The 19,182-nt window shown below is 38.4% G+C and carries 17 protein-coding genes; 3 read left to right on the top strand and 14 right to left on the bottom strand.

Annotation, left to right across the window (positions count from 1 at the left end):
* Positions 1–2: 2 nt before the first annotated feature.
* Entirely contained in the window at positions 3–977 is a 975-nt protein-coding gene (egtD, locus tag L659_RS0107860) for an L-histidine N(alpha)-methyltransferase (RefSeq protein WP_024590158.1), read from the bottom strand.
* Positions 974–2,245, bottom strand: a complete 1,272-nt coding sequence (egtB, locus tag L659_RS0107855; RefSeq protein ID WP_024590157.1) for an ergothioneine biosynthesis protein EgtB — start codon at positions 2,243–2,245, stop codon at positions 974–976. The genes egtD and egtB overlap by 4 nt, the downstream gene beginning before the upstream one ends.
* 629 nt (positions 2,246–2,874) lie before the next feature.
* Between egtB and L659_RS0107850 the strand changes: the two genes are divergently transcribed.
* Complete coding sequence (locus L659_RS0107850) at positions 2,875–4,455, top strand: BCCT family transporter (RefSeq protein WP_024590156.1); 1,581 nt, start codon at positions 2,875–2,877, stop codon at positions 4,453–4,455.
* A 242-nt stretch (positions 4,456–4,697) separates the two neighbouring features.
* Here L659_RS0107850 and L659_RS0107845 read toward each other — a convergent pair whose 3' ends face one another.
* From L659_RS0107845 to trhO, 3 genes are all read right to left on the bottom strand, one after another.
* Positions 4,698–5,408 (bottom strand): 3'-5' exonuclease, encoded by a 711-nt coding sequence (locus tag L659_RS0107845; RefSeq protein WP_024590155.1) that lies wholly within the window; start codon positions 5,406–5,408, stop codon positions 4,698–4,700.
* A 3-nt stretch (positions 5,409–5,411) separates the two neighbouring features.
* Complete coding sequence (locus L659_RS0107840; protein WP_024590154.1) at positions 5,412–7,307, bottom strand: DUF294 nucleotidyltransferase-like domain-containing protein; 1,896 nt, start codon at positions 7,305–7,307, stop codon at positions 5,412–5,414.
* A 148-nt stretch (positions 7,308–7,455) separates the two neighbouring features.
* Positions 7,456–8,463, bottom strand: coding sequence for an oxygen-dependent tRNA uridine(34) hydroxylase TrhO (gene trhO / locus L659_RS0107835; RefSeq protein WP_024590153.1), 1,008 nt, complete (start codon positions 8,461–8,463; stop codon positions 7,456–7,458).
* A 208-nt stretch (positions 8,464–8,671) separates the two neighbouring features.
* Here trhO and L659_RS0107830 point away from each other — a divergent pair, with 208 nt between their 5' ends.
* Complete coding sequence (locus L659_RS0107830; protein WP_007583068.1) at positions 8,672–10,000, top strand: DEAD/DEAH box helicase; 1,329 nt, start codon at positions 8,672–8,674, stop codon at positions 9,998–10,000.
* Positions 10,001–10,002: 2 nt separating this feature from the next.
* Entirely contained in the window at positions 10,003–10,836 is an 834-nt protein-coding gene (locus L659_RS0107825) for a CvfB family protein (RefSeq protein ID WP_024590152.1), read from the top strand.
* Positions 10,837–10,879: 43 nt separating this feature from the next.
* Here L659_RS0107825 and L659_RS0107820 read toward each other — a convergent pair whose 3' ends face one another.
* From L659_RS0107820 to serC, 9 genes are all read right to left on the bottom strand, one after another.
* Complete coding sequence (locus L659_RS0107820) at positions 10,880–11,254, bottom strand: hypothetical protein (RefSeq protein WP_007583062.1); 375 nt, start codon at positions 11,252–11,254, stop codon at positions 10,880–10,882.
* Positions 11,255–11,347: 93 nt separating this feature from the next.
* Positions 11,348–12,052 carry an orotidine-5'-phosphate decarboxylase gene (gene pyrF / locus L659_RS0107815; RefSeq protein ID WP_010552857.1) on the bottom strand — a complete coding sequence of 235 codons (705 nt, stop codon included), beginning with the start codon at positions 12,050–12,052 and terminating at the stop codon, positions 11,348–11,350.
* A gap of 351 nt (positions 12,053–12,403) precedes the next feature.
* Entirely contained in the window at positions 12,404–13,540 is a 1,137-nt protein-coding gene (gene lapB / locus L659_RS0107810; RefSeq protein WP_010552858.1) for a lipopolysaccharide assembly protein LapB, read from the bottom strand.
* A gap of 2 nt (positions 13,541–13,542) precedes the next feature.
* Entirely contained in the window at positions 13,543–13,824 is a 282-nt protein-coding gene (locus L659_RS0107805; protein WP_007583056.1) for a lipopolysaccharide assembly protein LapA domain-containing protein, read from the bottom strand.
* Between the two features lie 21 nt (positions 13,825–13,845).
* Positions 13,846–14,133: an integration host factor subunit beta gene (gene ihfB / locus L659_RS0107800; RefSeq protein ID WP_007583054.1), complete on the bottom strand. Its 288-nt coding sequence runs from the start codon at positions 14,131–14,133 to the stop codon at positions 13,846–13,848.
* Positions 14,134–14,200: 67 nt separating this feature from the next.
* On the bottom strand, positions 14,201–15,868 hold the full coding sequence (rpsA, locus tag L659_RS0107795) for a 30S ribosomal protein S1 (protein ID WP_002961176.1): 1,668 nt from the start codon (positions 15,866–15,868) through the stop codon (positions 14,201–14,203).
* 96 nt (positions 15,869–15,964) lie between these two features.
* Positions 15,965–16,675: a (d)CMP kinase gene (gene cmk / locus L659_RS0107790; RefSeq protein ID WP_024590151.1), complete on the bottom strand. Its 711-nt coding sequence runs from the start codon at positions 16,673–16,675 to the stop codon at positions 15,965–15,967.
* A gap of 106 nt (positions 16,676–16,781) precedes the next feature.
* The gene (gene aroA / locus L659_RS0107785; RefSeq protein WP_024590150.1) at positions 16,782–18,059 is read right to left on the bottom strand and encodes a 3-phosphoshikimate 1-carboxyvinyltransferase; all 1,278 of its coding nucleotides are present in this window, start codon (positions 18,057–18,059) and stop codon (positions 16,782–16,784) included.
* On the bottom strand, positions 18,059–19,141 hold the full coding sequence (serC, locus tag L659_RS0107780; RefSeq protein WP_010552860.1) for a 3-phosphoserine/phosphohydroxythreonine transaminase: 1,083 nt from the start codon (positions 19,139–19,141) through the stop codon (positions 18,059–18,061). The genes aroA and serC overlap by 1 nt, the downstream gene beginning before the upstream one ends.
* Positions 19,142–19,182 lie beyond the last annotated feature (41 nt).

Raw genomic sequence — 19,182 nt, 5'->3', positions numbered from 1 at the left:
GTTTAAAGCGGTCTTAATAAGCACAGGGCAAAATAGTTACTATCGTCTTGCCATGTTTGCTCTAACTTTAAATTAGCTTGCGCTGCAAGCTGCTTAAACGACTCAAGCGTGTACTTGTGAGAGTTTTCCGTATGAATGCTTTCACCTTCTATAAAGTCTATTTGCTGATCATTTATAATCACGCTTTGAGTACAATTACTTACTAAATGCATTTCGATACGGCTATGTTGCTCGTTAAAGCGTGACTCGTGGCTGAAATTGTCTAAGTTAAATGTGCCATTTAACTCGTTATTAATACGTTGTAGTAAGTTTTTATTAAACGCGGCGGTTATACCTAACTTATCGTTATATGCATCAAGTAACACTTGGCGCTCTTTTACTAAATCAATGCCAATTAGCACATAGCCATTTAAACCACATAAGCGATGGAAATTATTCATAATTTCAATTGCTTTTACAGGTGCAAAATTACCAAGAGTAGACCCCGGAAAGTACACCAAATTAGTTTGACTGTCTAAAGCGGTGTCTTTGGTTAGCTGTTTGACCATTTGGCTATGTGTAAAGTCTCCTAATAATGGAGAAATTGCCAAATCTGGAAATAATGGTGACAAATGTGCAAGTGAATAACTGAGCATCTCCTCAGATATTTCAAACGGTACAAAGGTTTTAACGTTTGCCATATGCGCTAATAAATAGGCTACCTTTTTACCCGAGCCACAGCCGGGCTCTATAATAGAGAGGTTTTCAGGTAGCATTTGAGCAATCGACTTTGAGTGTTGCTCTAATATAGAAAGCTCAGTACGTGTAACATAATACTCTTGTAAGGTTGTTATTTGCTCAAATAATGCAGCACCTTTATCATCATAAAAATATTTACACGGAAGCGTTTTTTGTTGTTGAGTTAATCCGCTTATCACGTCGTTTAGAAATTCAGTGTCGGTTATGTTGCTTTGCTTAATCGCTGTTACTTGGCTCATACTATATCCTTAGCTAGTCTTATCCCGCTGCACATCCACGCTTGATGCGGGTAATAAAAATTTCGGTATGTTTGTCGTAAATGGTTTTGAGGGGTAAACACACACCCACCACGTAACACCATTTGGTTATTCATAAACTTACCATTGTATTCCCCTGCTACTCCTTCAATAGGCTTAAAACCGGGGTATGGTAAATATGCACTGTTCGTCCATTGCCAACACGAATCAGTTAACTGATTTATTTCAGTATCACTCTTTGCTTGCTGAGGTGTTAGGTAGTGATTATTAATCTCTGTTGAAGGTGTATTTTTAGCTGCATATTCCCATTCGAACTCTGTAGGCAAGCGAGCCTTTACAAAATTAGCATAGGCGCTGGCCTCAAAATAACTAACATGACAGATCGGGGCATTTAAATTGAGAAGCTCTAATCCATAGTGTGTAAACTCAAACCACTCGTTATCTATACAATGCCAATATAATGGTTGCGTTAGACTGTTGCTTTGTATATTTGCCCAACCGTCACTTAACCAATACTGTGGATTGCTGTATCCACCTGCATTTATAAAGTCTAAATATTCACCATTGGTGACCAACCTATTAGCAAAGTTAAATGAATGAATTAATACTTGGTGTTTGGGGCGCTCGTTATCATATGCAAATTCATCGTCGGCATTTGTACCTATATTAATAATGCCTTGCTCAAAATTTATAAAATTGAGAGGCTTAATATCTGCTGATTTGTTTTGGCTGTTTAAAGGCGATGTTTTATATTGCGGAAATAATGGATTTACTGAAAAGTTATATTTGATGTCCATAAGCATTAGTTCTTGATGCTGTTGCTCGTGGTGTAACCCAAGTTCAATAATATCTTTAATTTGTGGACTAACTTCAGTTTTAAGTAATTCAACCACACAGCTATCTACATGCTCTCTATAAGCTAAAACTTCATCTAAACTAGGTCTAGATAAACTACCTCGGTTTGCCCGTTTAAATTGCTCTCCAATCCCATTGTAGTAAGAATTAAAAAGCATTCGGTAGTGAGAGTTAAACACAGTGTACTGTTTACAGTAAACACTAAGTAAAAACGTTTCAAAAAACCACGTGGTGTGCGCTAAATGCCATTTGCCTGGGCTGGCATCTGCCATAGCTTGTAATTGGCAATCTTCTACAGTGAGTGGTTCAATAATAGCCAGGCTTTCGCCCCTAACGCTGCAAAAGCGTTTAACAAGTTCGTTTTGATTGGTATTGTTTAAAGCGCATTCACGCATAATAGTATTAATCCTTTGCCTATCTATTTATAAAATATAGCTTAGTGTTGTGTTAAATCATATTCATATTACAACTTGATTAAAGATGCTTATCAGCTTATAAATTTATACTAGCCCTAAAGGGAAATTTGCTCTTTGCAGCTCGTTTTTTAATTATTCTTACGTGCATGTAAGCATGCAGAATAACGCAGGAGCAGTTATCGAACCGTTAGGTTACAAACCTAGGATCGATTAAACAGCTCCTAAATTGAACAAATTTTAATCCTAAAAGATCAACAAGCCCTAGTATTTAAGCATTAATTAAGTTGCTTAAAAGTGATCTTTTTTTACTTAACTAAGTAAATTAATACTTTTAATAGCAAACTAAATTTTAACGTTCACTGAATTTATAATTTTAGGGCTTTTTAAATAAAAGAATCATTAATTTGGCTATATAAACAGCGTTTTAAATACAAATTCATTTACATTTAATATTTAACTCATACACTACTAGCTGTATGATCACTCTTCAAATTAGTTAGTCTTCAAATAATTACGGTATTACTTTTTACTTAATATTTAAAGGCTAATGTAATTCGATATGACGCCGAATTTATTTTGGCTTGTTAGGACAACTAAAGAGGTATTGCATGAAGGAAAATCATGACAAATATAGTATTGACAATACGGACTACACCGTAGGTCAGGACAACGTACAAAAGTGGGGTTTTGATATACACAACCCTGTTTTTGGAACTAGTGCGGGCCTGATTGTCATCTTTTTAATCGCCATACTTGTTACCGACCCACAAACTGCAAAAACAGCGCTTGATAGTATCAAGACCGATATTATTAATAATTTTGATGCCCTATTTATGTGGGCTGCTAACTTCTTTGTACTCTTTTGTTTAGCACTTATTGTTTCTCCTTACGGGAATATTCGCCTTGGTGGTGATGATGCTAAACCTTCTCACTCTCGAGTTTCATGGCTTGCTATGTTATTTGCTGCAGGTATGGGTATCGGCCTTATGTTTTGGGGCGTTGCTGAACCGGTTGCTTACTTTACTGGTTGGTACGAAACACCACTTAATGTAGCCGCTAATACACCAGAAGCTGCAAAATTAGCAATGGGCGCAACTATGTTCCATTGGGGTCTTCATCCTTGGGCTATTTACGCTGTTGTTGGTTTATCTCTTGCATTTTTTACGTATAACAAAGGTTTACCGCTTTCTATTCGTTCTATTTTTTATCCTATATTAGGTGATAGAGCATGGGGTTGGCCTGGTCATATCATTGATATCTTAGCTGTACTTGCTACGTTATTTGGCCTTGCAACATCTTTAGGTTTAGGTGCTCAACAAGCCTCTGCAGGTATTAACCATGTATTTGGTACAGAAGGTGGCATTGGCTCTCAAATTCTAGTTATTGCGGGTGTAACACTTTTAGCCATTGTTTCTGTGGTTCGCGGTATTGACGGTGGTGTGAAACTGCTAAGTAATGTAAACATGTTAATTGCTTTCTCATTATTATTGTTTGTTTGTTTAGTGGGCTTTGCTGTAGCAATGGGTAATGTACCGACTACCGTGATGGGCTATGTAGAAAACATTATTCCATTGAGTAATCCTCACGGCCGTGAAGACGAAACATGGATGCATGGCTGGACTGTATTTTACTGGGCTTGGTGGATTTCTTGGTCACCGTTCGTAGGTATGTTTATCGCGCGTGTATCACGTGGTCGTACAATTCGTGAGTTCTTAATTGCGGTATTACTCGTCCCTACTGCTGTTACCATTTTATGGATGTCTATATACGGCGGTATTGCTATTGATCAAGTAGTTAATGGTGTTGGTGCACTAGGCACTAATGGTTTAACTGATGTCCCTTTAGCTATGTTCCAGATGTTTGATGCATTACCTCTATCTAATATCTTATCATTTATTGCGATTATATTAGTGTTAGTATTTTTTATTACGTCATCTGACTCAGGCTCATTAGTCATTGATTCAATTACAGCTGGCGGTAAAATTGACGCACCGGTGCCACAACGTATATTTTGGGCAACGGTAGAGGGCGCAATTGCAGCGGCCTTACTTTGGATTGGTGGTACACAAGCAATCGAAGCACTACAAGCAGGTGCTGTTTCTACAGGCTTGCCATTTACTATTGTATTGTTGTTTATGTGTTTAAGCTTAGTTTTAGGTTTACGAACTGAGCCTCGCCCAGTTAAATAATACTTTTAGTAAGCAATACTTTTAATTAGTAACGAAAGCGCCGCAATTTTTGCGGCGCATTTTTATTTAACTATTTAAGGTTATACCCATTCGCTTAATAAAGTGATCTATTTTGTGGCAGGAAAAACTTCTCGATAGTAAGGCAAAATTTCTTTATTTAGTTGCTCTAAATGAGAAATTTTTAACGCAGCTAGCGTCAGGTTTAACCCTCAATATGATTAAAGTATTATTGCGTATTAGTATTATACCCACAACTCTGAGATTGGAGTATCTACACGGTAATGATGACTCAGTTGCGCTTGTAAAAGCTCAGCTGTGGCAAGTGCATCCGTTAACGCATTATGATTTTGGTACGCAGGTAGGGAATAACGCGCACGGCAATCTGTTAATCTGAGCGAGCCTAGTTTTGTATTAAATAATCGGCCTAATAAACCTTGCCTCTCTTTTAGTGCTCTTTTTTCTAGCTCCATTGTGTCAACAAGAGCAAACTCAATACCTTCTTTAAGCCTTAGTAATAACGCATTATTTAAAAAATGGCGTTCTATTGCGGCGTAATGTACCACGACAACTTTACCACTTAGCGCTTCAAGTAAAGGCTCAATAATTCGATTAAAGTCTGGGGCGTCATCGACCTCAGAGTGCGTTATTCTATGGATTAAAATAGACTCTTCATGCAGGTTACGTCTTGGTTGAACAACCCAATGCCGGCTGTGTTTGCAATAAATACGCTTTAAATTAAACGGCACTAAGCCAACACTCACAATATCGTCGTTTTGGCTATTTAAACCTGTTGTTTCAAAGTCCATTGCTACGAAAGGCACATCTTCTACAGCGGCTTTATCTTGATTATAAGCACCTGCATAAAAGTGTTTTAGAAGTTTATTTTCGGTGCTGTTGGCAAGCTCGTTATATCTAGCTTGCCAATCAACTGCTTTGTAATTACGCGGGTTCATAGGCTACTTCACACCTGAGTTTGCTGTGTAGCTAAATTTCAAATAGCTTTGTGCTTTTTCTAAAATAGCGAATGCCTCTTTCAAGTTTCGCTGTTCAAAAGGAGACAGTAAATGTGGGTCTAAGTCGTTATCAGGCTCTTCGCCCTTCTCTATTTGCCACGCTTGATGGCGAATTCGCATCATGGCAATATACTCAAGTGAATCACGTAAATCTTGCGCTTTACCCTGCGGTAATAGCTTAGCTTCAATAATGTCTTCTAATCGCTCAAACGAGTTTTGTTTACGCGAACCAATAGCTAATGCGTGTACACGTATAACATCAGAAAGTGGTGCAGTACCTCTTCGTTTTAAGTTCATTGAACGCTTATGTTGGCCGTTATGCTCCATAACAAAGCCTTTAAAAAAGCCAAGAGGTGGTGTCCTATTTCGAGCATTTGCCGCCATATTTGCTAGAAATATACGATTCACTTTACTTTGTTTCGCTATAAATATTTTAAGCTCGTCGGCCCACTTGGTTTTGCCCCATACACCGTCTAAATCAAAAAATATAGAGCTATTAAGCAGTGCTTGTGGTTTTGGCTGGGCTATCCAATCAGCAAATTGATCAAACCACTCTGAGCGAGTTTTACGCCATTTTTTAAACGACGCCATTATTTCTCCATCACAGTAGGTGTAACCACACTGCGCTAAGCCATCACACACAAAATCGGCAATACTTTGAAAATACGCGTTATGTTTTTCGTCATCGTAACTGTCATCTAAAATTAGTGCGTTATCTTGATCAGTTACAATAAGTTGCTCGTCGCGAGCCATTGAGCCCAGTGCAATAAAACAATAAGGAACGGGAGGTGGACCAAAATTTTCTTCAGCTAATACAAGTAATCTTTGTTTAAATGTACGTCCTATAACGGCCATGGCAGTACCAATCATGTGTGAATTTGCATCTTCATTAACCATACGGACAAATACATTGGGCAATTGGCGTGCATAATGGGCTAAATCCTCAATTGTTTGTTGAGCAAGTATGCCGCGTACAAGTAATAAGCTGCTTTGCGATTCGTAACGTAAAATATCAGAGAGGGAGATAACTCCTATAGGACGTCTTTTTTGTACTACGGGCAAATGATGGAGATTATCTCTGAGCATGGCAAGTACTGCTTCAAAAATATAGTCATTAGCGTCTAAAAGCACTAAGTTAGTAGACATAATATCTTTTGCTTGTGTATTAAAGCTAAGCCCTTTAGCCACTACTTTTGATCGTAAATCCCTATCGGTTATAATGCCAACGACTTGTCCATCATCTTCCTCAGGATCGTCGTTTATTGGTTTATTTACATCGGTTACCAAAACTGACGATACCGCCTCTTCGGTCATTAATTTAGCGATATCTTGTATTGTAGAGGTTGCATCTACGGTGACTACATCTCTGTGAATTAATGATTTTACTTTAGCTGTTGTAAGGTCATTGCCATCGGCTTGTTCAACAATAGCTTGATGCAAACGTACGTTACCGTCTGTTTCAAAGTAATCAGCAAACGCATCAAACTCATCACAGTAACGATTGAATAGCTCAACATTTATACAATAAACTAACGTATCTTCAAGAGCAGTTGCAGGAAAACGCACCTTACGGTTCATCAATAAACCCATTTGACCAAATATCCCTGCGATGGCCAAACGATTGTATAGCTCACCATTTCGGCGATACATTTCTACAGAACCACTTCTAATCACATACAAATCAGATATGTCTTGTCCAAAACTCAAAATATCTGTTTTTGCTCTAAAATAAGCAACTTCTACTTGTTGAGCTAGCTCATTAAGCGCTTTTTGAGGTAAGTCATCAAAAGGAGGATGTTGTGCTAAAAATTGTGCGATTTCAACTTGTTCGGCTTGCATAAATCCCTTCCTGTATGCGCATTAAAATGACTAAATCTGTTTTGCAGATTAACACTATCATCGGAGTGTGAAAACAATTACTGCACAATTTTGGGCACAAAAAAAGAGTCTAAATAGACCCTTTAAATGTAATACTTATTGTAAAAATTTATTTACCGCGCTGAGCGTCTTTTTGGGCTTTTTTGGCTTCTTTACGTTGCTGTAAAACAGCCTGTGCCTCATTACCAATATGGCCTTCACCACGGGCTTGCGCTAATTCTATTTGCTTTTGGCGCTCCGCAAAACGTGTCCGTTGCTCGTCTGTCACTTCTTCAATACAATGATGACAAGATACACCTTCCATGTATTCAGGCTTTAACTTTTCGTCTTCTGTAATTGGCATACGGCACGCGTGGCATTGATCATAAGAGCCTTTTTGTAAGTCGTGATCAACCGCAACGCGATTATCAAATACAAAACATTCGCCTTCCCACATGGTTTCTTCTTTTGGCACTTCTTCTAGATATTTTAAAATGCCGCCTTCAAGATGATAAACTTCGTCAAAACCTTGCTCTTTCATGTAGGCCGTCGATTTTTCGCAGCGGATACCACCTGTACAAAACATCGCTACTTTTTTATGTTTTTCAGGGTCTAAGTTTTCTTTAGCCCACTGTGGAAATTCGCGAAAGGTTTTAGTATTTGGATCGACTGCATTTTGAAATGTACCAATTTCAATTTCGTAATCATTACGTGTATCAATTAAAATTACTTCTGGATCAGATATAAGTGCGTTCCACTCATTTGGCTTTACATAGCTACCCACAACTTTAAGCGGATCTACGCCTTCAACGCCCATCGTTACAATTTCTTTTTTTAGTTTTACTTTAGTGCGGTAAAACGGGCATTCATCATCGTAAGATTCTTTTGTTACGATGTTTTTTAAATTTGGTTGCTCATCAAGCCAGGCTAATAAGTTGTCTATCCCTTCACGTTTTGCAGAAACAGTGCCGTTTATACCTTCGGCAGCGAGTAGTAAAGTACCGCGTACTTCATTTGCTTCCATCACTTCAAGCAAAGGCTTACGGATAGCTTCAAATCCAGGTAAACCAACAAATTTATACAGCGCACATACTACAAAGTGATCGCCCGTTACATTATCTTTATGAACAACAGTCATTATATTTCCTATTTTGCCTTGTTAGCCAGTATTGGCGTTTACCGAATCGTAAATCCGGCGCATATGGGGCGCGTATTTTACGCTTTTTTAGTTTAATTGCAAAAAATAGCGCTATAGATTGGTTTTTACTGTTAGCGACCTATCTGTGTAAGCTATAATGCGCTGATAAATTTATAGACTTAATTTGCTCATTTTGGAGAAACACACATTGCAGTTTACTGATCTTGGGATTGATACACGCCTTGAAACACAACTAGCACATCAAGGGATCACCCAGCCCACCGATATTCAAGCGCATGCAGTGCCTACCGCACTTGCAGGGCATGACATTTTCGCTCAGTCTAAAACTGGGTCGGGCAAAACCTTGGCGTTTTTATTACCTGCTGTACAAAGGGTTATGAAACAAAAAGCACTCAGTAAACGCGATCCTCGTGTACTTATTGTTGCTCCTACTCGTGAGCTTGCTACGCAAGTATTTACCCAGCTGCGTTTATTAATTGCAGGCACAGCCATTAAGGCCGTAAAAATACTTGGTGGCGAAAACTTTAATGACCAAATAAAAGCACTTAGAAACGACCCACAATTCGTAGTTGCTACACCTGGGCGTTTAGCTGATCACATTACAAAACGCTCATTACAATTGAGTGGACTAGAACTGCTTATTTTTGATGAAGCCGATCGTATTTTAGATTTAGGCTTTACCGAGCAGTTAAAAATGATTAACGAGCAAGCTAATCACCGCTTACGTCAAACGTTATTGTTTTCTGCAACACTTGACCATGCACAAGTAGATGCTCTATCACGTAACCTATTAAAAAAACCAAAGCAAATTACGCTAAGTGCAGCGAACGAGCAACATAGCGATATTAAACAAACTTTATATCTAGCCGATCACCTTGACCATAAAGAAGCGCTATTAGAGCACTTTTTGAATCAAGATGATGTTGGTCAATGCATTATCTTCACAGCAACACGTTCTGACACGAGTCGCTTGAGTGAAGCGCTTAATGCTAAAGGCTTCAAGTCTGTAGCGCTTGCTGGTGATTTAACACAAAATAAACGTTTAGATATAATGGATTCGTTTAGTCGCGAAAACTTTAAAATATTAATCACAACCGATGTTGCATCTCGTGGTTTAGATTTACTAAGTGTAACGCATGTTATTAACTTTGATTTGCCAAAACACGCTGAAGAATATGTACACCGCATAGGTCGTACAGGACGAGCAGGCTTTAAAGGTAACGCAATTTCATTAGTTGGCCCAAAAGATTGGGCAAGTTATTTAGCTATTAAAGCATTTTTAAATGATGAGTTAAAATTTGCGAGCGTAGAGGGCTTAAAAGCTAAGTTTAAAGGTTTAAAAGAGAAAAAGCCTGAGGCAACGTGGGATAAATCTAAAGAAAAATCCGCCGCTGTTAAAAAGCCTGTATTTAAACGCAAAGCCAAACCTAAAAAGCCAACAGCACCAATTAAAGCACCAATGAACATTGATGGCGATACACCAATGCGCCGTAAAAAAAAGACTGAGCAGGAATAATTATGAGTTACCTAGGAACCACACAAACATTATTTGTAAAAGAAGTGAGTAACGAAGGTGCTTACTTAGACGGTCATGATTTAGGTGAAGTGTTTTTACCAAAACAAGAAATTAAACATGAGCTTGAAGCGGGCGATAGCATTAGTGTATTTATCTTTTTAGACAACGCTAACTTAGCAACTGCCACAACTAAAAAGCCACACGCACAAGTAGGTGAATATGCCCTGCTTCGCGTTAAAGAAATTAATAGTATTGGTGCATTTTTAGATTGGGGTCTTGAAAAAGATGTACTAACCCCGTTTAACGAACAAAAACCACGCATGCAAGAAGGTCACTCATATTTAGTTCGTTTGTACCTTGATAATGCAAGCCAACGTATTTGTGCATCAAATAACTTTAATCGCTTCCTATCTAAAGATGAGCCACAATATACTCACTTACAAGAAGTGGATTTAATTGTTGCTGGCAAAACAGATATTGGCTACAAGGTATTAATTGAAGAATCGCATTTCGGTGTTGTTTTTTACAATATGGTATTTAAAAGCTTATTTGTGGGTCAAAAGCTTAAAGGCTTCATTCAGAAAGTACGTGAAGACGGAAAAATTGATGTTGTATTAGAAAAGCCAGGTATGGGAAAAGTAAGTGACCTTGGTGAAACTATTATGCAAAAACTAAAAAATGAAGGTGGTGTTATCCCATTAGGTGATAAATCTGAACCTGAAGCTATAAAAAAGATGTTTTCTACTAGTAAAGCTAACTATAAAAAAGCAATTGGTGGATTATTCAAACAAGAGTTGATAGATATTGAAGCGAAATCCATTCGCTTAAGATCTTAATTATAAATAATAGGCTGTAATTACTAATATTATCTGTTTGTAATTAACCTAAAATATACTTATAAGGCAATGTACATTGCGTATATTGCCTTGAATAATCAAGCACTTCACCTTTTGACTCTAGGTTAAGCGGTGCCAAACGAAAAACCTTCTTTTCGCATTCTATTTTTTTATCATCAAGCTTAGATATGCAATCAGTTACTGTTATATGCTGAGATGTAAGTGTATCCTCATTTTTGTAACATAGGTGGTGTGCATAATCTTGCATTGTTTGTTTAAAATCGAACATATTGACAGGGTAATTCGTGATTATATCTGTTACTGATGTAACATCATCATATGCTTTATTAGAAAAAAGATTTTTATTTACTGAAAAACCCGCAACAATAATAATTATAAAACCTAATAATAACTTCAAAACAAACCCCTACTACATTTCAATCCTAATAATGTAACATAAAATACACATGAGGTAAGGGCTTTTAGCACTATATTGCTGCTTTTTGTTAAATTATGCTATAGATCTATTAACATCACTAAGCACTTTTACGGGATCATCCGCCTGAGTAATAGGTCGGCCTATAACTAAATAATCACTTCCTGCATCTATTGCTTGCTTAGGAGTCATAATACGCTTTTGATCGCCAGCATCACTGCCTTCAGGACGTATACCTGGTGTTACAAGTTTAAAGTTCTCACCTAACTCTGCTTTTAAAGCTTTTGCTTCTTGTGCAGAACACACAACGCCATCAAGCCCTGCTTCCTTTGCAAGCTTAGCTAAATATATAACTTGCTCTTGAGCAGATTTATCAACGCCTAAACGCTTTAGTTCTGTTTCATCCATGCTTGTTAATACAGTAACCGCGATAAGTAATGGCGCTTTATCGCCAAATTGTTCTAGAGCCGATTTAGCTTTGCTCATCATTTCAAAACCACCAGAAGCATGAACGTTTACCATCCACACACCCATTTTCGCAGCTGCAGTAACAGCTTTAGCTACTGTATTAGGGATGTCATGAAATTTTAAATCTAGAAAAACATCAAAACCTAAATCAATTAACTCTTTAACAAATGCAGGTCCAAAATAAGTAAACATCTCTTTGCCTACTTTAAGGCGACATGTATCAGGAGAAAGTTGTTTAACAAAGTTTAAAGCAACCTCTTGATCATCGTAATCTAATGCTATAAGAATTTTTTTTGAGTGTTCGAAAGACATGACTATCCTAATGTATGGCTATAATACCAATCCGCAATAATACTTAATCAATTTGAGGACCAAATCTGACGCTAACTGCGTTAAAAATTTCTTATATAGAACAATAATATTACGAAATTTTTTGCCTTGTTATCGACACGATTTTCTTACCTCAAAACAGACCACTTAATTAAGCGAATTGATATAAAGTAATTGTATAAGTAGATTTAATGCAATAGTGCTAGCTGGTAATTTGAGAGAAGGTGTAGAGAAATTTATCTAGACACAACATCAAAAAATTCCAACCCAGTAAACTCTCAGTTTAATTTGCTAAAATTATCATAGTTAAATCCGATATTATTTAAGGGGTTATTAAAATCCGTCTAAGCCTCGACTTGGAACAATGGTTTCCCAATGCTTACAAGAAGGGCAATTCCAATATATTGTGTAGCTTGTAAAACCGCAATGCTGACATTGGAAATCAGGTTTTGTAGCAATATAAGAGGTTACAAGCTTATCAATTTCATTAAGTACTTCTTTAGTATTTTTATTTTGGTCACCCATTAATTGCAGTAAAAAACTGAAACCACGAATAGTCGGTTGACGTTTTAAGCTATCAGTTAGAAATTCAAAGGCTTGTTTAGTGTGTCCTTGCTCAAGCAATGCCTGGCAATGTTTTATTTTAATTAATACACCGCCCTTTTCTAACAAGTCACTGACTAATTCATGAAATTGATGCGTTAAATTTAATTGTTTATAGCTGTGAGCCAGCTCATCAATAAACAACGGCGCAAACAAAGTGAATTGTGATACAAGCTCACGCCAGTAATAAATAGCTTTAACGTAATCTTCTTTCGCGTAAGCAACTAATCCTAACTCGTAAAGCGGACGTACGGCTTTATAATTTAAGCTAATCGCTTTTCTCATTAGTTGGGGCGTGTTGTCACTTAAAGCTGACTCACAATAAAAATTAGCAATCGCTTTAAATTGCTGTTCTTTTGAAAATAGTTCGCTGTGGGCTTCAAACATGTTGATGCCTTTTTCCCATTCACGGGTTTGCGAATATAAAGTAATAATAGGGTCTAGCGCTTCTACATGGCCAGCCTTAACTAACCAAACTAAGTGCTCTTCTGCACTATCTAGTAGACCAGCCATTATATAATCTTCGGCAAGTTCTAAACGGCTAGTTGCAGCTTGTTGTTCATTTAAGCCTGGGTGTTTTAATAGAAGTTCATGAATTTTAATTGCGCGGTCCAATTCACCTCTACGGCGAAACATGGTGGCAAGTGTAGAATAGTGTTCAACAGAGTCAGCTGAAACTTCAAGCAAATTAATCAAGTGCTCTAAGCCTTGGTCTTCTTCTCTGTCGAGTAGAAACTTTAAGCCTTTGCTGTATTCAGAAGTGATCTGACGATTTAGTTGATGAGCTTGGTTTTTAGCACTGTTTTTACCCATAATCCAGCCGTAACCGGCGGCAACAGGTAATAGTAAAAACAAAAGCTCAATCATAGTTAGGTGTCTTTATTCGCGGCAAGCTTTTTTTTATCTTTTTCAGGCGCTAATTGCTTTTTTAAGCGGTAGTTTTGCCACTTTAATTGTGAAAACAATTTAAAGCTAATAAAACAACCCACTAAAACACCTAATAAAAAGCAGATACTTATTATTACAGCTAAAGGTAGTGTATTACTGGCTATAATATAATTTATTTGTACTAACTGTGGGTTTTGTGACCCTAATACAAATGCACTGATAAGGCATAGCGCAACCAGAATAATTTTTAATACCTTGAACAAGTAACTACTCCACTAAGTTAACTAGGCAATGCTTTCATTTACGCGGTCGCGTAATTCTTTGCCTGGTTTAAAATGAGGTACATGCTTTCCTTCAAGCTCAACTGTATCGCCAGTCTTAGGATTACGACCTGTGCGAGGAGCGCGGAAATGCAAAGAGAAACTACCAAAACCTCTGATCTCAATACGATCTGAAGTAGATAATGAGCCGGCCATTTGTTCAAGAATTTCTTTTACAGCATTCTCAACATCTTTCACTGGAACGTGTGCGTGTTGTTCCGCAAGTGTTTCTATCAGTTCTGACTTAGTCATAGCGTTTCCTTAAAAAGAGATATAGGAAGGGCAAAAAATGCCCTTCCAACTAAAAACTAATTATATATTAGTCTTTTTGTGCATTTGCGAAAGCAGCTGCCATTGCGTTTTCAAACACTGGCTCTTCTTTCTTAAGCTTCTCTAGTACTTCTTTCTCTTCTGCTTCGAAAAGAGCTTTTACAGATAAGCTTAAAGTGCGGTTCTTACGATCAACACCAACGTATTTAACTTCAATCTCGTCGCCTACAGAAACAACAGTAGTTGCATCTTCAACGCGTTCTTGAGCGATATCAGCTACACGGATGTAACCTTCAACGCCTTCGATAAGTTCAACAGTTGCGCCTTTCGCATCAACTTCAGTCACTTTACCTTTAACAATAGCACCTTTTTTGTTTGCATCAAGGTAGTTATTGAATGGGTCAGCTTCGATTTGCTTAACACCTAGAGAGATACGTTCACGCTCTGGGTCAACTTGCAATACGATAGCAGTGATTTCGTCGCCTTTCTTGAATTCACGTACAGCTTCTTCGCCAGGTGTATTCCAAGAAATGTCTGAAAGGTGTACAAGACCGTCAATACCACCGTCAAGACCGATAAAGATACCGAAGTCAGTGATTGATTTGATCTTACCAGTAACTTGATCGCCTTTGTTTTGTAGACGAGCAAATTCCTGCCAAGGATTAGCAATACATTGCTTAAGACCAAGAGAAATACGACGACGTTCTTCGTCAATTTCTAAAACCATAACTTCAACAGTGTCGCCTAAGCTAACAACTTTTGAAGGATGGATGTTTTTGTTAGTCCAATCCATTTCAGAAACGTGTACTAAACCTTCAACGCCTTCTTCGATTTCCACGAAACAGCCGTAATCTGTAAGGTTAGTAACACGACCAGAAAGTTTAGAACCTTCTGGGTAACGACCAGCGATAGCTGCCCATGGATCTTCACCAAGCTGTTTAAGGCCTAGAGATACACGAGTTTTATCTTTGTCGAATTTTAGAACTTTAACTGCGATTTCGTCGCCAACATTAACGATTTCTGAAGGGTGCTTAACACGCTTCCAAGCCATATCAGTAATGTGTAGTAGACCATCAACACCACCAAGGTCAACGAATGCACCGTAGTCAGTAAGGTTCTTAACGATACCTTTAACTTCTTGGCCTTCAACAAGGTTAGCAAGAAGCTCTTCACGTTCTTGTGAGTTTTCAGATTCGATAACTGCACGACGTGAAACAACAACGTTGTTACGTTTTTGGTCAAGCTTGATTACTTTAAATTCAAGCTCTTTGCCTTCAAGGTGAGTTGTGTCACGTACTGGACGAACATCAACAAGTGAACCAGGTAGGAAAGCACGGATTGAATCAACTTCAACTGTGAAACCGCCTTTAACTTTACCGTTGATAACACCAGTAACAGTCTCTTGCTCTTCACATGCTTTCTCAAGACGGATCCATGCTTCGTGACGCTTAGCTTTCTCACGAGAAAGTATAGTTTCACCGAAACCGTCTTCAATTGCATCTAGTGCAACATCTACTTCGTCGCCAACAGCAACTTCAAGTTCACCAGCAGCATTTTTGAACTGCTCAGCAGGGATAGCACTTTCTGATTTAAGACCAGCATCTACAAGTACAATGTTGTTCTCGATTGAGATTACTGTACCTTTAACGATAGAGCCTTGCTCTGCTTCAAAACCCTTTAAGCTTTCTTCAAATAACTGCGCAAAATTTTCTGACATACGAATATACGTCTCTATATATTATACCAATAAGCAACCATGCTGCATGGGGTTGTTAAAATAGCACTGGCATCCTGCTGGCGCATAAAATGTGTTTTAGCTTCGTTTAGGAAGCTTACCTTCAGAGATTGCAATATCTAATAAAGTTATTACTTTATCAAACACTTGCTGTGCATTGAGTTCGCTAGTATCAAGCTCAATAGCATCTTCTGCAGGTACAAGCGGAGCAACGGCACGATTCATATCGCGCTCGTCACGAGCTTGAATGTCCTGTAATAGACCACTTAGTGTAACATCAAGACCGCGCGTATTCAACTCAACAAAGCGTCTACGAGCACGCTCTTCTGCACTTGCTGTTAAATATATTTTTAACGGCGCATCTTGAAAAACCACAGTGCCCATATCACGGCCATCGGCAATTAAGCCGTTTTCAGTGCGAAATGCACGCTGGCGACGTAATAACGCTTCACGAACGCGAGGTAATGCTGCAACTTTTGATGCTGCAGCGCCTACTTCTTCATTACGAATAGTAGTAGTTACATCTTCGCCTTCTAAAATAACTTTTCCTGCATTAGTTTGGCTATCTACCAAAAACTGCACATCTAAATTTGCAGCAAGAGGGACAAGCCCTTCTTCATTGTCTAATGCAATTTGGTGATGAAGTGCAGCTAAAGATAAAACGCGATAAATCGCACCGCTATCTAATACATCCCACCCTAACTTGTCGGCTAACAAGCGACAAACAGTTCCTTTACCTGAACCACTTGGGCCATCAACGGTGATCACGGGCATTAATAACGCCTGCATTTAAAACCTCCTGCAATGCACACCTAAATAAACCGCGACATTATACGTCAGTTATTAAAATATATCTGCTATTAGTGTGTAACTTTTGTAATTACTTCTAATTAGCTTATTCACTGACTGACGCTAAAACATTGAAAAATGTAGGAAATGTTTTATAGGTACACTTTGGATCATTAATCGTTATTGGCTTTCCACCAACGGCAACCATTGCAAAACACATGGCTATACGGTGATCGTCGTAAGTGTCTATTGCTACATCGTTGAAGTGTTTAGGCGGTGTAATTTCTATAAAGTCATGCCCTTCTACCACTTCTGCACCTACTTTTCTAAGCTCAGTTGCCATCGCATATAAACGGTCTGTTTCTTTTACTCGCCAGTTATAAATGTTACGAATGGCAGTTGGGCCTTTAGCGAAAAGAGCAACAGTTGCAAGGGTCATAGCAGCATCAGGAATTGCATTAGCGTCAATATCTACGCCTTTTAATTCGCCTTTGCGAACAACTAAACGCTCATCATACCAATCGATTTTCGCGCCTACTTGCTCCATTACTTTAGCAAAGCCTATATCACCTTGAACTGATTTAGCACCCACGCCTTTAATTTCAATCTCGCCGCCAGCAATTGCAGCCGCAGCAACAAAGTAAGAAGCAGAAGATGCATCGCCTTCAACCATAATTCGTTCGAGTGATTGATACTGTTGACCACCTTTAACTTTAAAAGTTGCATAATCACTGTGTTCAACATTAACACCAAAACGTGCCATTACATCAAGCGTAATATCAATATAAGGTTTAGATACTAAAGTACCTTTAATAGTTATCGTTGTATCACCGCTAAATAATGGCGCTGCCATTAATAGAGCCGTTAAAAATTGACTTGAAATACTACCGTCAATTTCAACCTCACCACCTTTTATTTGACCACCTACAATTTTAAGTGGTGGATAGTCTTTGTGTTTTGTATAGGTAACATCACCACCAAGCGCTTGTAGAGCATCAACCAAGTGACCTATCGGACGCTCTTCCATACGTGGCTCGCCAATTAGCTCATACTCACCAGCAACGGCAGCAAGTACAGCCGTTAAAGGTCTGTAAGCAGTACCTGCATTACCTAAAAACAAGGGCTCAGTAGGTGTATTAAACACACCACCAACTCCCTCTACGGTCGCTACAGTGTGTTCATCATTTAAAGTTACATTTACACCTAATAACTTTAAAGCACCCAGCATATGGCGTATATCGTCACTATCAAGTAAGTTTTCTACAACGGTGGTACCGTTTGCCAGTGCTGCTAATAATAAAATTCTGTTCGATAGACTCTTTGAACCTGGTAGGGTTACCGTGCCATTTACTTTAGAAATAGGTTCTAAACGGAGCTGCTCCATTAGCTGTGCTCCTTTGCAAATGCAGCCATAAAATCTACAAGTGCTTGAACACCTTCAAGAGGCATAGCGTTATAAATACTTGCGCGCATACCGCCCACAATTCTGTGACCTTCAAGTGCAAGTAAACCGGCCTCGTTTGATTGAGCAACAAATTTGCTATTTAAGCTTTCATCGTTTAACCAAAATGGAACATTCATGCGTGAGCGGCAATGTTTAGCGACTATATTTGAATAAAAATCTGAGTTATCGATAAAATCATACAGTAAATTTGCTTTAGCAATATTTTGTGCTTCCATGGCTTTTACCCCACCATTGCTTTCAAGCCATTCAAATACTTCAGCCGCTAAATACCAAGCAAAGGTAGGTGGGGTATTAAACATACTGCCCTGCTTTGCTTCAAGTGCGTAATCTAAAATACCGGGCTTTGGCAAACCTTCGCGCTCAAGTAATGTTTTACGAACAATAACAATTGATATGCCCGATGGACCGATATTTTTTTGCGCACCAGCGTAAATCAAATCAAATTTATTAACGTCTATCTCACGCGATAAAATAGTTGAAGACATATCAGCAATAATCGGAGCTGTTGGGTGGCTTGGTACATCAAAAATCTCTAAGCCATCGACAGTTTCATTAGGGCAATAGTGGATGTACGCAGCGTCTTCTGGTAATTCCCAGTCAGCAACGTCTTTAATTGAAAACTCACCATCAGCATCATTACGGACATCCGTAAAAGACGTTTGAGTAAACTTATTCGCTTCATCTCTGGCGCTTTTCGACCATACGCCATTCTCGCAATAAAACGCTGTTTTGCCTTCTTGGTGTAAGTTTAATGGCACAGCACTAAACTGGCCACGACCACCACCATGCATAAACAGCACTTCAAATTCATCACTAATATTCATTAGGCGACGAAGGCTAGCTTCACATTTAGCTGTAAGCGCTAAAAACTCTTTACTACGATGGCTAATCTCCATCACAGACACACCTAGGTCTTGCCAATCTAGAAACTCTTTTTGCGCTTTTTTCATAACCGCTTGCGGAAGCATAGCTGGCCCCGCACAAAAATTATATTTACTCATTACCTTTGCCTCATTCCAGTAATTTAACTACTAAGCATGAA

This window comes from Pseudoalteromonas sp. S8-8, from assembly GCF_000497875.1.
Lineage (GTDB): Bacteria > Pseudomonadota > Gammaproteobacteria > Enterobacterales > Alteromonadaceae > Pseudoalteromonas > Pseudoalteromonas arctica.
The sequence above is the reverse complement of the archived record's forward strand: the minus strand, read 5'-3'. Positions and strand labels throughout refer to the sequence as shown.

Coding starts and splice junctions, on each gene's coding strand:
- egtD (WP_024590158.1), bottom strand. CDS start 977: ATGAGCCAAGTAACAGCGATTAAGCAAAGCAACATAACCGACACTGAA.
- egtB (WP_024590157.1), bottom strand. CDS start 2,245: ATGCGTGAATGCGCTTTAAACAATACCAATCAAAACGAACTTGTTAAA.
- L659_RS0107850 (WP_024590156.1), top strand. CDS start 2,875: ATGAAGGAAAATCATGACAAATATAGTATTGACAATACGGACTACACC.
- L659_RS0107845 (WP_024590155.1), bottom strand. CDS start 5,408: ATGAACCCGCGTAATTACAAAGCAGTTGATTGGCAAGCTAGATATAAC.
- L659_RS0107840 (WP_024590154.1), bottom strand. CDS start 7,307: ATGCAAGCCGAACAAGTTGAAATCGCACAATTTTTAGCACAACATCCT.
- trhO (WP_024590153.1), bottom strand. CDS start 8,463: ATGACTGTTGTTCATAAAGATAATGTAACGGGCGATCACTTTGTAGTA.
- L659_RS0107825 (WP_024590152.1), top strand. CDS start 10,003: ATGAGTTACCTAGGAACCACACAAACATTATTTGTAAAAGAAGTGAGT.
- pyrF (WP_010552857.1), bottom strand. CDS start 12,052: ATGTCTTTCGAACACTCAAAAAAAATTCTTATAGCATTAGATTACGAT.
- lapB (WP_010552858.1), bottom strand. CDS start 13,540: ATGATTGAGCTTTTGTTTTTACTATTACCTGTTGCCGCCGGTTACGGC.
- ihfB (WP_007583054.1), bottom strand. CDS start 14,133: ATGACTAAGTCAGAACTGATAGAAACACTTGCGGAACAACACGCACAC.
- rpsA (WP_002961176.1), bottom strand. CDS start 15,868: ATGTCAGAAAATTTTGCGCAGTTATTTGAAGAAAGCTTAAAGGGTTTT.
- cmk (WP_024590151.1), bottom strand. CDS start 16,675: ATGCAGGCGTTATTAATGCCCGTGATCACCGTTGATGGCCCAAGTGGT.
- aroA (WP_024590150.1), bottom strand. CDS start 18,059: ATGGAGCAGCTCCGTTTAGAACCTATTTCTAAAGTAAATGGCACGGTA.
- serC (WP_010552860.1), bottom strand. CDS start 19,141: ATGAGTAAATATAATTTTTGTGCGGGGCCAGCTATGCTTCCGCAAGCG.